Source organism: Embleya sp. NBC_00888, assembly GCF_045207655.1.
In the GTDB taxonomy this organism is placed as follows: domain Bacteria; phylum Actinomycetota; class Actinomycetes; order Streptomycetales; family Streptomycetaceae; genus Embleya.
Genome location: NZ_CP108784.1, coordinates 1,962,169 through 1,975,151, shown reverse-complemented (window position 1 = coordinate 1,975,151; position 12,983 = coordinate 1,962,169). Strand labels below are relative to the sequence as shown.

Genomic DNA, 12,983 nt, shown 5'->3' with positions numbered 1-12,983 from the left:
GCAGGTCGGCCGCATGGACGGCCGGATCACCGGGTGGGGAGTGGAGTTCGGGTGAGTGCGGCCAAAGGTTTGGGAGCTTTGCTGCTGGTCGGGACGACGGTGTTGGGCATCGTCCTGTACTTCGTCAACGACACGTCGTTGACCGATCTGTTGTCGCTGGGCGCCGGAGCGCTGTGTCTGTTCTGGCTGATCGCGGTGCTGACCGTGCCCTGGAACCTGTACTTCCGGGCCCGGCAGTTGATCCGGGAGATCGCGATCAGCCGGGAGAAGGGCCTCGCGGTCCCGGAGGCGCGCGACCCGGAGGCGCGCCGGATCGCCCGCCGGTTGTTGTGGGGAGCGATCGGCGCGCACGTCGTCTCGGCCGGGGTGATCGCGGTGATCACCTGGGCGTCCGGTGGCGTGGTGGGCTACTGGTTCGCCGGGTTCTATCTGCTCAGCACGATGTTCCGGCCCAGCCAGGCGTACCTGGAGTACCTCGGTCAGCGGCTGCGGAGCATGTTGCGCGAGGTGACCCATCCCCGCGACGACGTACTCGTGTTGGTCGAGCGGGTGAGCGTACTGGAGACCAAGGTCGAGGCCCTGGACGCCAGGTGCGAGAGGCTGGAGACCACCACCGGGGAACTGGGCGCAGCGCTCAACCTGCTCAAGACCTCGACCGCCGCGGACACCCAGCGGGGGATCGAGAGGTATCGCGCGGCCGACCACAAGATCGACGCTCTCGGGCGCCGATTCGAGGACACCGTCAGCCAGTTGACGGACAACCAGGAAGTGATCTCCGGCATCAAGGCGTTCCTGCGCCTGCTGCGCACCGAGCAGAGCTGATCGCCCTGTTCGGCCCAGGCACCGGTCGGCGGTCGGGGCGTGTCGCCCCGATCACCCGGCGGGGGAAGGCGGTTCAGGTCGACGTGGTGCGCACCGCCAGTGCGCTCTCGCGTACGTCCGGATCCGGGTGTGCGCGCAGTTCGCGCAGCAGCGCGCGCCACTCGGCCGGCCACCCGGCCCGTACGCCGAGCGCGCGGGCCAGTTCGCAGCCGAACAACCCGGCCGCCGGCGCCGGACACGCGGCGAGTTCGCGCGCGGCGGCCGTCAGCGCGGTGGCATCGATCGGCGCGCCGGCCCGGCCGAGACGATCGCGCAGCACGCCGGCCGCGCGGATGGCGGGCAGCGCCCGGCCGGCGCACAATTCCACCAGATCGGCGAAGCCGGCGCCGACCGCGTCGCCGGACAGCGGCAGGACCGACGCGGTCAACGTCGCCGCCTCGATCCGCAACTCCGGGACGCCCGCCAGCGCGGCCCGCACCGGCCGCAGTACCGGCGCCGATTCGGCCGGGGCGCGGACCGCCCACGCACGCGCCTGGTCGAGCAGCACGGTCAACCGCCGTCGGGCCGGGCGGTCCTGCTCCGGCTCGGCGTTCGGCGCGTCCGGTGCGCCGTCCGACACGATCAGCGTGGTGATCACGTCGAGGTAGGTCTCCGGCGCGACGCCGTCCGTGGTGAAGGTGTGCAGCGCGTCGGCCGCCTCGCGCCACCCGACCGGGTCGGCCGGGTCCAGGACCGCGCGGGCGATCGCGGCGACTCCGTCGGGCGAATACCGGGCCCAGCGCGGGAAGGCCCGATAGGCGGCCCGCCGCACCTCGGTGTCCGCGCTCGCGCAGGCAGTGCCGATCAGCTCCGCGTACCGGGCTCGCCGGGCCGGCGCGAGGGCGGCCGGCGGCCGGGCCACGATCGCCTGGGCCGCCTCCCGGGGACCCTCGATTCCGGCCCGCAGCACCGTCCACGAACGTTCGTCGTCCAGCCGGGTGGTCAACCGGTACAGGATCGCGCCGCGCACGTCCCGATGCTGATCCGGCGCCGACCACGCGTGCGCCAACAACTCGACCGCGCCGGGCAGCGCCTCGCGCACCACGATCCGGGCCGCCTCCTTGCGCGAGGTCACCTTGGCCGGCCCGAACAGCACCTGCCGCAGCGCCGGTTCGAGCACACTCGGCGGCACGTACCGCGCGGCGCGCGACATCGAGTACGCCGCGACCCGGGCCCGATCGTCGCCCATGTGCGCGAGCAGGATCGGCAACGCCGCGCCGGGGTCGTCGGTATGGGTGAGACCGCTCAGCGCGGCCTCCATCAACGGCACCTCGGTGGCGGTCAGATACCGCAGCACCGCGGGACGACCGAACCCGGGCACCCGGGCCAGCCGGCGGATCGCGTGCACCCGAGTATCGACGTGCTGGCGCACGTCGTCCGCGAGTTCGACCAGCCGCGCCGCGTAGGCCCGCTGCTGCCTGGGCAACAGCCGCGCCATGCCGTCGAACGGAAGGTACGGGATCCAGCGCACCCCACGCGTGGCGAAGCGACCACGCAACGTGCGGCCGGCGAGGTAGCCGTCGAGCAGGTCGGTGCGGCGATAGGCGAGCGCGTGCAGGACCACCGGCAGGGTCGGCGTCGACTCGTCCCACCCGACCAACTCGGCGACCCGCTCGGCGCGTCGACGCGGATCGGCCAACCACAGCCCGATCGCGGTACCCGCGACGGCGTCCGAGTCGGCGCGGGTGGCCAGGCGCAGGATCTCCTGCAACGGCTCCAGTGCCCACGCCCGCCGGTCCAGAGTGCCGGCGAGGGCGAACGCGAGCCAGTGCTCGCCTCGGGCGACCTGAGCCCGGATCCACGGCAACAGCGCCTCCAGGATCTCCCGTTCGCGACCGCGACGCAGATCGTCCGCGAGGCCGGCCAGTCGGACCACCCCCGACCGGCCCGCCACCCGCTCGAAGGTGGTCAGGGCCCATCCGGTCAACTCCGGTGCGCCGCCCACGACATGATGGGTCAGCAGGCGTGCGGCCAGGTCGGTCAGGGCGGATCGGGTCCGGTACGAGGTGTCCCGCGCCTCCAGGGTGTCCCGCACCAGGTCGGTGAGCACGTCCACCACCTCCGCGTCGAACAGGCCCGGATGCGCCTCGGCGATCGCGAACAACGCCGCGCCGCGCACCGGGTCCTGTTCGTTCCGCAGCCGGGTCAGCGAGCGCAGTACCGCGCCGAACTGCTCGGGGTCGCCGGTCCGGGCCGCGCACGCGATCAGTCGCCGATACCCCTCGGCCCGGGCGCCGGGGTCGGGAAGTCGCGTGGTCGCGTCGAGTTCGGCGTGCGCCTCGGCGAGTGGCAGGAAGGCGAGCAGCGGCAGGCGGCGCGGCTCGTCGGCCACGATCGAGGCGAGTGCGAGCATCCGGCGCGCCTCGGCGTGCCGACGCGCGTGCGGAAGCACGTCGAGCAGGGCGCCGCTCGGCATGTCCCGACTCCGGTCCCGGTCGGCGTGAACGGCGTCGAGGAACCCGGCGCGCCGGCTCGGCGCCATCGCCTTGAGCAGGCGGATGGTGACCGCCTCGTCGGTGCGCACCGCGCGACCGAGCGCGATCAGGTCGGCGGAGTCGGGCCCGGTGTCCACGAGTCGGCGCAGCGCGCTCGCGCTCACTCCGGACAGGGTCCGGCCGCGCCGCTCGGAGGCGGCGAGCAGGCGCAGCACCCGCTTCCGATCCGCGGTGACGAACGGCTGGATGCCGCCGACGAACGCGCAGGGCAGCGGCCCGCGGGTGGGGTGACGCTCGATCAGGTCCAGCACCCGATGCGGGAATCGCTCACCGGCCGCGATCACGCCGCGACCGTGGTTCGTCCACCACGTGTCCCGGTCGGAGACGGGCAGGTCGTCCAGCAGGTGCTCAGCGTCGTCGAGGCCGAGTGCCGGATACCGGCGCAGGAAGGCGTCCCGGACCCGGTCGATGTGCCCGAGCACGCCGACGTACTCGGCCGCCACGGTCGGACCGCACGCCGGCAGCACCCGGGCTGCCTCGGCAGGTCCGCGGATCGCGAGCACCTCGGCGATGACGCGATCCGCCAACGCGGTGCGCCGGCCCGCGCGGATGGCGCGGTAGACGGTGTCGCGCAGCACGGAGGGGGCGTCGTCCAGCAACGCGGCCAACGCGTCGTCGGGCACCGGCAGCGAACGGGCCGCGCTCACCGCGCGGCGGGCCAACGCGAGATCGGGATCCCGGGTGGTCCGCAGCACGTGCTCGACATCGCCCGCGACGATCGCCATGGTCAACGCGACACCGCGCTCGTAACCGCCCTGTCCGGCCAACACGGCCAGTGTCGCGGGCAGTTCGGCGGACCCGCGAAGCCGCCGGGCGACGCGGGCGATCTCCCGCACGCGTTCGCGGTGGGGCAGCGCGTCCAGGGTGGCGATGAGTTCTTCGGCTCGGCTCGGCATGCGGGCCATTATGCGGATCCCGGCGCCCGGTCCGGGTACCGATTATTCCCGGTGGCGCCCGTCGCCACCTGCGAGGATGGGGCGGTGCACGCGCCGACCGAAGCCACCGAGACCGACCACGCCCGCCACTCCGGCAGGGCCGGCCGGGCCTTCCCTGACGACCTCGCCGGGGTGTTCGAGACGCACGTGACGGTGCGCACCGACGACGTGGACGGGCTGGCCCGTCGGGCCGGCGCGTACGGCGTGGGGCTGACCCACATCGTGCTCGCGCGCGGGCACACGGTGTCCCAGCCGATGGTGACCGAGCGGGCGACCACGACCCTGACCCGGGCCCGCGAGCGGGCCGCCGAACTCGCCGCGGTGCTGCGCCGGGACGGGTATCCGGTGACCCGGACCAAGATCGAGGCGGCGCCGTGGCATCCCGGCGTTCCGGCCGGCGACGCGCAGGCGCGGGCGCTCGGGCCCGGGCTGTACTTCGAGCATCACCTCAAGCTCGTGCTCGCCGAGGACGCCGACCTGGCCGCGTTGGCCGCCGAGGTGGTCGGGCACGGCGCGCACCTGTCGCACAACGCGCGTCGGACCCGGGCGGACGGGCGATCCGAGCGGTTCGTCACGCAGCGCTGCCACGGGATGGGCGACCAGGCCGCCGCGCGCGCGACGGCGGACCTGGTGGCCGCGCTGGCCGGGTACGAGATCGCCTCGGTGGAACGCGAGTTCGTCGTGTACGACGACAACGGCGCGCTGGACGACGGCTGGCTCGACGGCGACGGCTGACGACCGGGCCCGGCCCGAACCGATCAGCCGGATGCCGGCACGGCCCCGGTGGGCGTCAGGAGGTCCTCGGCGGTGTCGGTGGCGTAGTCGTAGCTGCGCGCGCCGGTCAGCAGCGCGGGTAGGGCGGGCCGTCCCCGGAGCAGTCGCCACGCGTGTTCCTGCCACGCGTCGCCCGGGCGCAGGGTGCGGGCGAGCGTGACGTGCGGGGCCCAGGCCGCGGGGTGGTGGTACGGGTTCTCCGCGTCGATCGTGCGCCACACCCGCAACTGGAGTGCGAGCAGCGCGTCGCTCGGCGCGACCTCCCACGCCACGGTGCGCGATCGGCCGCCGAATCGCACCGGCCGGGTGAGCTCGACCTCCAGGGGCAGCGCGGTGAGCGCCTCGGCGAGCAACTCGCGTACTGGGTCGGTGAGTTCGTGACAGGTCCCGAGGGTGATGTGCGGGCGGTCGGCGGCGGACGGCCGCGGGCCCTGTCCGGGCATGCCGAGGTCGGCCAGTTCCTTCCACACGCGACGGACCGCGAGTTCGGCGGCTCCGTCCAGGGTCAGTTCCACAGTGCGCATCGCAGCACGGTACCTCCCCGCCCGGGTCGCACCGGGTGGGGAGGATGCCGTGTCGGGTGGAGGTGGTCAGGGCAGCAGGACGTCCAGGAACGTGTTGGAGAAGACCCGGCTCGGGTCGTACTTGTTCAAGGTGGCCCGCGCGGCGTCGAAGTTGCTCGTCGTGGGAAGGCCGGTGCGGAACGAGTTCGGGATCCGGCCGGTGATCGCGGCCGTGTCGGTCCACGCGCCGCCGATCCCGTACGCCCAGCCCTTGGACCACTCCGGGCGCACGCACGCGTAGTCGCCGGTGTAGTTGCCCCAGATCCAGGCGTCCATCTGTTGGTAGAAGTCGTGGTTGGCGGGCGTGCCGGGCAGGGTCGCCACATCCAGCCAGACCACCGTGTCCCACTCCGGGTGGTCGGGGCGCGGTCGGGCGGCGGAGAGCGTGGGCTCGACCGCGTTCGCGGTGACCACCTCGCTCGCCCGGTCGACGCCGGTCACCCGCAGTTCGATCGGACTGTTGCACGGATACCGGCCGTTGGCCTTGTACGCGCCCAGCAGGCCGGTGTACTTCACGAAGAACTCGTTGAGCACGCGCTGCACGTTCGCTCGGGTGGTCAGCACGGCCCAGCCGCCCTCGTGGATGCGCAGCGTGGTCGGTTCGACGAAGAGCTGGGTGTTCTTCGACCAGCCCCAGATGTCCCAGGTCCAGGTCACGATCAGGCCCGAACCCACCACCGCCATCTCGGCGTTGGTGAACACCTCGGTCGCGCCGACGTTGCCGGTCGCGATGTCGGCCAGGAACTCGGCCTGTTCCTCGGTGACGAAGTTGGCGAACGTGTACGGATACGGGTTGTTGATCTGCGTGGAGACCCACGGCTTGCTCGGCGCCACGCTCCACACCTTGAGCCAGGGCACGGTGGTGAACGGGAACCAGATCACCTCGACCCGGCCCGAGTCGCGGATGTAGTCGGCGAGTTTCTTGCCGCTGCCGCCGGGTGGGCCCAGCAGCGTGCCGATCTGGTCGTGGTAGAAGTTCTGGCAGCGCAGTCTTTGGTTCGCGTTGGTCTGGAGGGTGACCTCGGTGACGAAGGCCCGGCCCAGGTGCACCAGGAACGGGCCGATCTCCGGGTCGTTGCGGGGGAAGGTCCGGAGCACGTAGGCACCGGCGGCCTGATCCCACACCACCGCGGTCAGTGACAACACCAGGTTGCTCAGCGTGCCGTAGGTGCCGCCCTGCGGAAGACTCTCGCCCGACTTGGGGATTCCGCTGCCGTGCGCGCCGATGGCCAGCACGCCGCCGACGCTCAACTTGCCCGGCGCGGTGGCCGCGATCAACCCGCGCCCGGCCTCCTCCAGTTTGGTCAACAGGCGTTCGACGCTGCACCCGGTCTCGACGGTGACCGTGGTGGGCGATCCCGGGTTGACCACCAGCGAGGTCAGGTTCTGTGTGGTGTCGACCATCAGTGTGTGCGAGGTGTCCGCGCCGGCCGGGATCAGGATCGGCGACCAGTTGTGGCTCATCCCGCGGGGCCGGAGCCGATAGCCGTTGGCGCGGGCCCAGTTCGCGAGCACCACGACGTCGGAGGGGTGCGCGGGCACCGCCGTCCACACGTCGTCGGCGCGCAGTTCGCCGGACCAGTTCTTGTACTGCTGGACGCCCAGCGTGATGCCGGGCGGGAAGTTCGGTGGGGTCGGCGCCGCGACCGCCTCGGTCGCGGGCAGCAGACCGGCGGGGGTCCACTGGGTCGCGGCGAGCGCGGCGCCGGCGAGACCGCCGAGGACGGCCCGACGGGACGGCGTGCCGGGGGTTGTGCTCCGCGCGGGGCTTGGGGAGTCGGTGGGGTGGTCCGGATTCGAATCGTTCACTCGCGGCATCAGGAGGCCTTTCCGGGGCGTCCCGAGGGCCTGCAGCCCGGGGGAATTCGACATACGGAAGCGGAGATTCCGATTCCGGAAGATCGATATGCTGCGGTGCCGAGGTGCCGGATGGGTCGACGACGCGTGGGTCGGTGGACGTTCCGGCGCCACGTGATGAGGGCGTGCCTGGACGGTGCGATGTCGAGCCGGCGCCCGCCGCCGGCGACCCGCGATGTGGCTGGCCCGAGGGTCCATCCGAGGGCCGGCCAAGTCAACACCCAAGCGGCGGTGACACGTGTCGAGGATGCGGAACCCGATGCGGGGGGATCCGTCGGGTATCAGCCGGTTTCGGGATGTGACGCGGTCAGGACTCCGGGTGCCGTTTTCGGGTCCGGTTCCGATCGGTCCGGCGCGGGTCGCCGCGACCGGTCGGCGCCGGCCCGGGTCGGCCGTGCGCGGATCGGCCGGGTGGGCGCGGTCGGCCGTTCGCTCGGGCTCGACGCGGCGGGCCGGACCGGCTTCGTCGGCTCCGGAGCCTCGTGCGCCTCGCGCGCCGTGAGCACCTTGTGCGCCCGGTCCGATGCGGTCGACGCGACCGACAGCCGGGCGTCCAGTTCGAATCCGCCGTCGGGGCGCGGGCCCGCGCGGAAGGTGCCGCCGGTCAACTCGATCCGCCGTTGCAGACCGACCAACCCCGTGCCGCCGGAGCCCAGTTCGATCTCGCGCGGGCGGGTGGCCGCGGTGTTGCTCACGGTGATCCGCAGCTCGTCGGGGGCATGGCGCACCAGAACCCGGACGACGGCACCGGGAGCATGCTTGTGCACGTTGGTCAACGACTCCTGGACCACGCGATATGCGGTCCGCACCACCACCGGCGAGGCGGTGCGTACGGTGCCCTCCACGTGCAACCGCACCTCCACGCCGGCCGCGAGCGACTCGGCGACCAGGGCGGACAGGTCGAGCACGGCGGGCTCCACCGGCGCGCCCGCGTCGCACCGTTCGCCCGTGCGCAACACCGCGACCAAGTCGCGGAGTTCGGCCAGCGCCTGGCATCCGGTCGAGCGCAGGTCCTCGGCCGCCGCCCGGGTCGCCTCGTCCGGCGCCCGCGAGCGCATCGCACCGGCCTGCAACACCATCAGGCTGACCCGGTGCGTGACGATGTCGTGCATGTCCCCGGCCAGCCGGTTGCGTTCCTCCTCGCGCGCCTGCTCGGCGCGCAACTCCTGTTCACGCTCCGCCCGTTCGGCTCGTTCGCCGAGCGCGGCGACGAGCCTGCGACGGGAGGCGATGTACAGGCCGTAGCACGCGGGCGTGAGGATCGCGAGCGTGTTCGCGGTGCCGTTGCCCAGATCCCGCCAGTTCCACGGCTGCCAGGTGGCCAGGCACAGCAGGCCGACCGCGGCCCACATCCTGCGTCGGTCGCTCATGTACACGGCGACCGCGTACGCCGCGAAGAACGCGGCCAGAGCCTGTTCCCGCAACAGCGTGATCGCCACGATCGCGGCGCACCACACCGGATGCCGGCGGCGGACGACCAGCACCAGCCCGGCGATCAGCCCGGCCGCGAACGACAGCCACGCGCCGGTGTCCGCGAAGTCCCCATCGGAGTCGCGCAAGTGTTGGACGAACCCGAGCACGGAGCCGAGCAGCCCGACCGAGAGCGCGAGTGTGACGTCGAAGGCGCGGGAGCGTCGGGCCGGGGACCAGGACGGGAAGGGGCGCGGGCCCGATGCGGCCACGGGGCGAAAAGTCACGGATTCAACGCTAGCCGGCCCGGGCCGAGGCGCGTCGGTCCAGCGGAGGAGAGCCGGGGTGGTACCTGAGGCTCCCCCCGGTTCGGGTGCGTCGATCACCGGCACCGAGGCGGCCCGAGCCGGCCCGAGCCGGCCCGAGCACAACAGGTGTAGTGAATTGTCCTGATTCGGTGTCGCGCGGGTGACCCGTGTAGTCCCGGAGAGCTACCCGCGGAGTCCACTCTCCGGCGCGACGCGGGCTACCGACGCCGATTCCTAGCTTCGTGTTCGTACTTCGAGGACGGGAGCGGGACATGCGTGGTCGGCTGCGAATGGGCTTGGTCTCGGCGCTGGTCGCCGGGGCGTTGGCCGGACCCGGCGCGGGCGTCGCGGACGCGGCGGCACCGACACCACCGACGCTGCCCGCGATGTCCGCCGCGACGCTGGGCGAGCGCTACGCGGCCAACCAGCGCGCCATCGCCGAGGCGGCCGGCCTGGCCCGGGACACTGGTCACACCGGACGGGCCGAGCATCTCGCGCGGATGGCCGACCCGGCGCGGACCTTCCTGTCCTTCGATGGACGCGCGGGCCGGGTCCGCGCGGTCGAGGTGCTCGGCGACCTGGCCGGCGCCAACCGGATCGCGGTCGTGGTACCGGGCAGCGACAGCGACCTGGACCACTACGACACCCGCGGCGACAAGCCGTACTCGACCCCCGCCGGCGGCGCCCGCGCGCTCTACGACGAGATCCGCCGCCAGGACCCGACCACGCGTGTCGCGGTGATCGCCTGGCTGGGCTACTCGCCGCCGCGCACGATCAGCCTCGACGTGCTGACCACCGGCCGGGCCGACGACGGCGCGCGCGAACTGCGCCGGTTCGTCGCCGGGTTGTACACCGTGGCGCCCGCCGCGCAGGTATCGCTGCTGTGCCACTCGTACGGCTCGGTGGTGTGCGGGCGCGCGGTCTCCCGGATCGACGTCGCCGACCTGGCCGTGTTCGGCAGCCCCGGCCTGGGTGTGGACGACCGGGACGAATTGGCCACCGGCGCCCGGGTCTGGGCCGGTCGGGGCGGCGCGGACTGGATCGACCTGGTGCCCAACGTGAGCATCCCGTTCTTCGACACCACCGTCGGCTTCGGCGCCGACCCGACCGGGCACGGCTTCGGCGCGCGCGAGTTCGCGGCCGGCGCCGGTGGCCACTCGGACTACCTGCGGCCCGGCGGGCCGTCCCTGTACAACCTCGCGCTGATCGCGCGGGGCCGTGCCGCGGAGGTGACCCATGCGTGAACCGGGCGTCCTGGTCCGTCGGATCGCGGACTCGACACCGGCGGACCGCGAGCGCGAGGTGGACGGCCTGCGGGCGATCGCCATCCTGGGCGTCGTGTTCGGCCACTGGATCGTCACGGGCGTGTACGCGGGCGCCGACCACTGGCAGACCGACAGCCCGCTGCGCCGGCTGCCCGACTACGCGCCGGTCACCTGGCTGCTCCAGCCGCTCGCGGTGTTCTTCCTGGTCGGCGGGTACGTCGCGGCGCGATCCCACGCACGCGCGGACCGCTACCGACCGTGGGCCCGGCGGCGGATGATCCGGCTCGGCCGGCCGATCGCCGCGCTGCTCGCGGTGTGGACCGTCGCGATCGCGCTGCTCGCCGACTTCGTGCCCGGCGACACCCTGCACACGCTGGGCAAGCTGGTGTTGTCACCGCTGTGGTTCGTGCTCGTCTACGCGGGCCTGACCGCGCTCACCCCGCTCGTGGTCCGGCTCGGCCGGGCGGGACCCGTGCTCGCGATCGGCACGGTCGCACTGGTGGACCTGACCCGTTTCGCCGCCGACGGGCCGGCCGCGGTGGGTTGGGTCAACGTACTCGCGGGCTGGCTCGTCCCGTACAGCCTGGGCGTGTTGTGGGCGGGGCCGCACCGGGCGCGGATCGAGCGGCTCGGTGCGCCGCTGCTGGTGGCCGGAGCGTTCGCGTGTGCCGGGCTGATCCGCTACTGCGGCTATCCGGTCAGCATGGTCGGCGTCCCGGGCGAGGCGATCTCCAACCTCAACCCGCCCACCGCCGCCGCGGTCGCCTTCGGCCTGGCCCAATGCGGGCTCGCGCTGCTGGTGCGGGCACCGCTGCGCCGGGCGCTGAGCCGGCACCCCGGGATCTGGGCGGCGGTCGCGCTGGTCAACCTGTCCGCGATGACGGTGTTCCTGTGGCATCAGAGCGCGATGCTCGCGGTGACCTCGATCGGCATCGGGCTCGGCGGTCTGCCTGGCCTGGGCACGGCGCCGGACGGGCTGCCGTGGATCGCGGCGCGCGTCGGGTGGATGTCGGCCTTCGCCGCCGTGCTGCTCGCGCTGTGGGCGGTGTTCCATCGCTGGGAGGCCGGCGCGGGCAGGTCCGGGCATCGCACGTAGCTCCTGAGAGTGACACCCGGGATCACCCGGGGCGGGGATGCCGTGGACCGGTCGTGCCTCATAGCCTGCCGTGGGTGAGTGTCAAGGCGGGCAGAGCGCAGCGAGCGGTTGATACCGAGCGGATCGACGATCCCGGCGGCGGCGCAACTCGGGTCGGTCGGATGAACCGAGGGCTGACCGCGCTGCGCGAGGACCTGTTCGATGTCCGGGTCCGCACCGAGCGCCCGCCGGCCCCGTTCAGCAGCGTGGCGATCGCGCGCGCTCTGCTCTACCTCGCGGTCGTGATCACCGTGGGTATTCAGGGTGCGGTGCTGGCGGGCTATCCCGGGGTGTCCGGCGGCCTGGGCTTCGCACTGGGCCTGGCCACGGGTGCGCCGATCCTGCTCGCGCCGCAACGGCCGCTCGTCGCGTGGTGGATGTCGCTCGCCGCGACCGTGGCGTGCGCCCTCGCCGGCGAGTCGAACGGGCACGACCACATCCAGTGGCCGTGGACGGCCGTGGGTGTCTTCGCGCAGGTCGTGGTGATGGCTTATGTGGCCTTCCACGCCCGGCTGCGCATCGTCGTGGAGACCTGGTTGATCACCACCCTGCTGGGCGTGGTCCTGGTCCGGAACGCGCAGAACGACCCTTCGCACTGGGGCACGATGCCTGCGGTCGCGATGATGACCGCGATAGTGATGGTGGTCGTGGTCGCCTTCCGGGGCCGCAGCGATGCGCGCCGGCAGCTCGCGGTGCAATCCGACCTGACCGCCACCGAGCGCGAGCGCAGCGCACTCCTGGAGGAACGCGCCCGGATCGCACGCGAGTTGCACGACGTGGTCGCGCATCACATGTCGGTGATCGCGATCCAGGCCGAGGCGGCCCGCTACCGGGTCGCGGACCCACCGCCGGAACTGGTGCAGAGCTTCGTGACGATCCGCGCCAACGCGGTCGACGCGCTCGGTGAACTCCGGCGCGTACTGGGCCTGTTGCGCACCGGGCCGGAGGGTGACGGCGAGCTGGACGGGCAGGGCCGGCCGGCCCCGCTGCCCACCCTGGACCGGCTGCCCGAACTGATCGACAACGTCCGCGCGGCCGGGATGACGGTGGAGCACGTCACCGTCGGCGCGCCGCGCCCGTTGCCGCAGGGCGTCGACCTGTCCGCCTACCGGATCGGCCAGGAGGCGCTGAGCAACGCGCTGCGACACGCGCCCGGCGCGCGGGTGCGGGTCGAGGTCGCGTACGTACCGACCGGGATCGGTTTGCGGGTGACCAACGAGCCCGCGCCGAACGCCGGCGCGCCCGCGCGGGAGGGCTCCGGGCACGGCGTGCTGGGCATGCGCGAACGGGCGGCGATGATCGGCGGCACGTTGGACGCCGGGCATACTCCCGAAGGGGGCTACCACGTGGACGTCTTCCTGCCGACCGAGGAGCAGTGAC

Annotated in this window: 9 protein-coding genes; 5 read left to right on the top strand and 4 right to left on the bottom strand. The window is 73.0% G+C overall.

The window, feature by feature from the left end; genetic code table 11:
- Positions 1-51: 51 nt before the first annotated feature.
- Entirely contained in the window at positions 52-822 is a 771-nt protein-coding gene (locus OG948_RS07720; RefSeq protein ID WP_406294907.1) for a hypothetical protein, read from the top strand.
- A 73-nt stretch (positions 823-895) separates the two neighbouring features.
- On the opposite strand, the gene OG948_RS07715 is transcribed toward OG948_RS07720, so the two are convergent.
- The gene (locus OG948_RS07715) at positions 896-4,252 is read right to left on the bottom strand and encodes a hypothetical protein (RefSeq protein ID WP_406294905.1); all 3,357 of its coding nucleotides are present in this window, start codon (positions 4,250-4,252) and stop codon (positions 896-898) included.
- A gap of 84 nt (positions 4,253-4,336) precedes the next feature.
- Between OG948_RS07715 and OG948_RS07710 the strand changes: the two genes are divergently transcribed.
- Positions 4,337-5,026 carry a hypothetical protein gene (locus OG948_RS07710; protein WP_406294903.1) on the top strand — a complete coding sequence of 230 codons (690 nt, stop codon included), beginning with the start codon at positions 4,337-4,339 and terminating at the stop codon, positions 5,024-5,026.
- Between the two features lie 23 nt (positions 5,027-5,049).
- On the opposite strand, the gene OG948_RS07705 is transcribed toward OG948_RS07710, so the two are convergent.
- From OG948_RS07705 to OG948_RS07695, 3 genes are all read right to left on the bottom strand, one after another.
- Entirely contained in the window at positions 5,050-5,589 is a 540-nt protein-coding gene (locus OG948_RS07705) for a 2'-5' RNA ligase family protein (RefSeq protein WP_406294901.1), read from the bottom strand.
- Between the two features lie 66 nt (positions 5,590-5,655).
- On the bottom strand, positions 5,656-7,446 hold the full coding sequence (locus OG948_RS07700; RefSeq protein ID WP_406294900.1) for a cholesterol oxidase substrate-binding domain-containing protein: 1,791 nt from the start codon (positions 7,444-7,446) through the stop codon (positions 5,656-5,658).
- A gap of 320 nt (positions 7,447-7,766) precedes the next feature.
- Positions 7,767-9,182, bottom strand: coding sequence for a sensor histidine kinase (locus tag OG948_RS07695; protein WP_406294898.1), 1,416 nt, complete (start codon positions 9,180-9,182; stop codon positions 7,767-7,769).
- Between the two features lie 293 nt (positions 9,183-9,475).
- Between OG948_RS07695 and OG948_RS07690 the strand changes: the two genes are divergently transcribed.
- From OG948_RS07690 to OG948_RS07680, 3 genes are all read left to right on the top strand, one after another.
- Positions 9,476-10,447 (top strand): alpha/beta hydrolase, encoded by a 972-nt coding sequence (locus OG948_RS07690; RefSeq protein WP_406294896.1) that lies wholly within the window; start codon positions 9,476-9,478, stop codon positions 10,445-10,447.
- A complete protein-coding gene (locus OG948_RS07685; protein ID WP_406294894.1) occupies positions 10,440-11,564 on the top strand; it encodes an acyltransferase in 1,125 nt (374 codons plus the stop codon). The genes OG948_RS07690 and OG948_RS07685 overlap by 8 nt, the downstream gene beginning before the upstream one ends.
- Positions 11,565-11,638: 74 nt before the next feature.
- Positions 11,639-12,982: a sensor histidine kinase gene (locus OG948_RS07680; RefSeq protein WP_406294891.1), complete on the top strand. Its 1,344-nt coding sequence runs from the start codon at positions 11,639-11,641 to the stop codon at positions 12,980-12,982.
- Position 12,983: the final 1 nt, after the last annotated feature.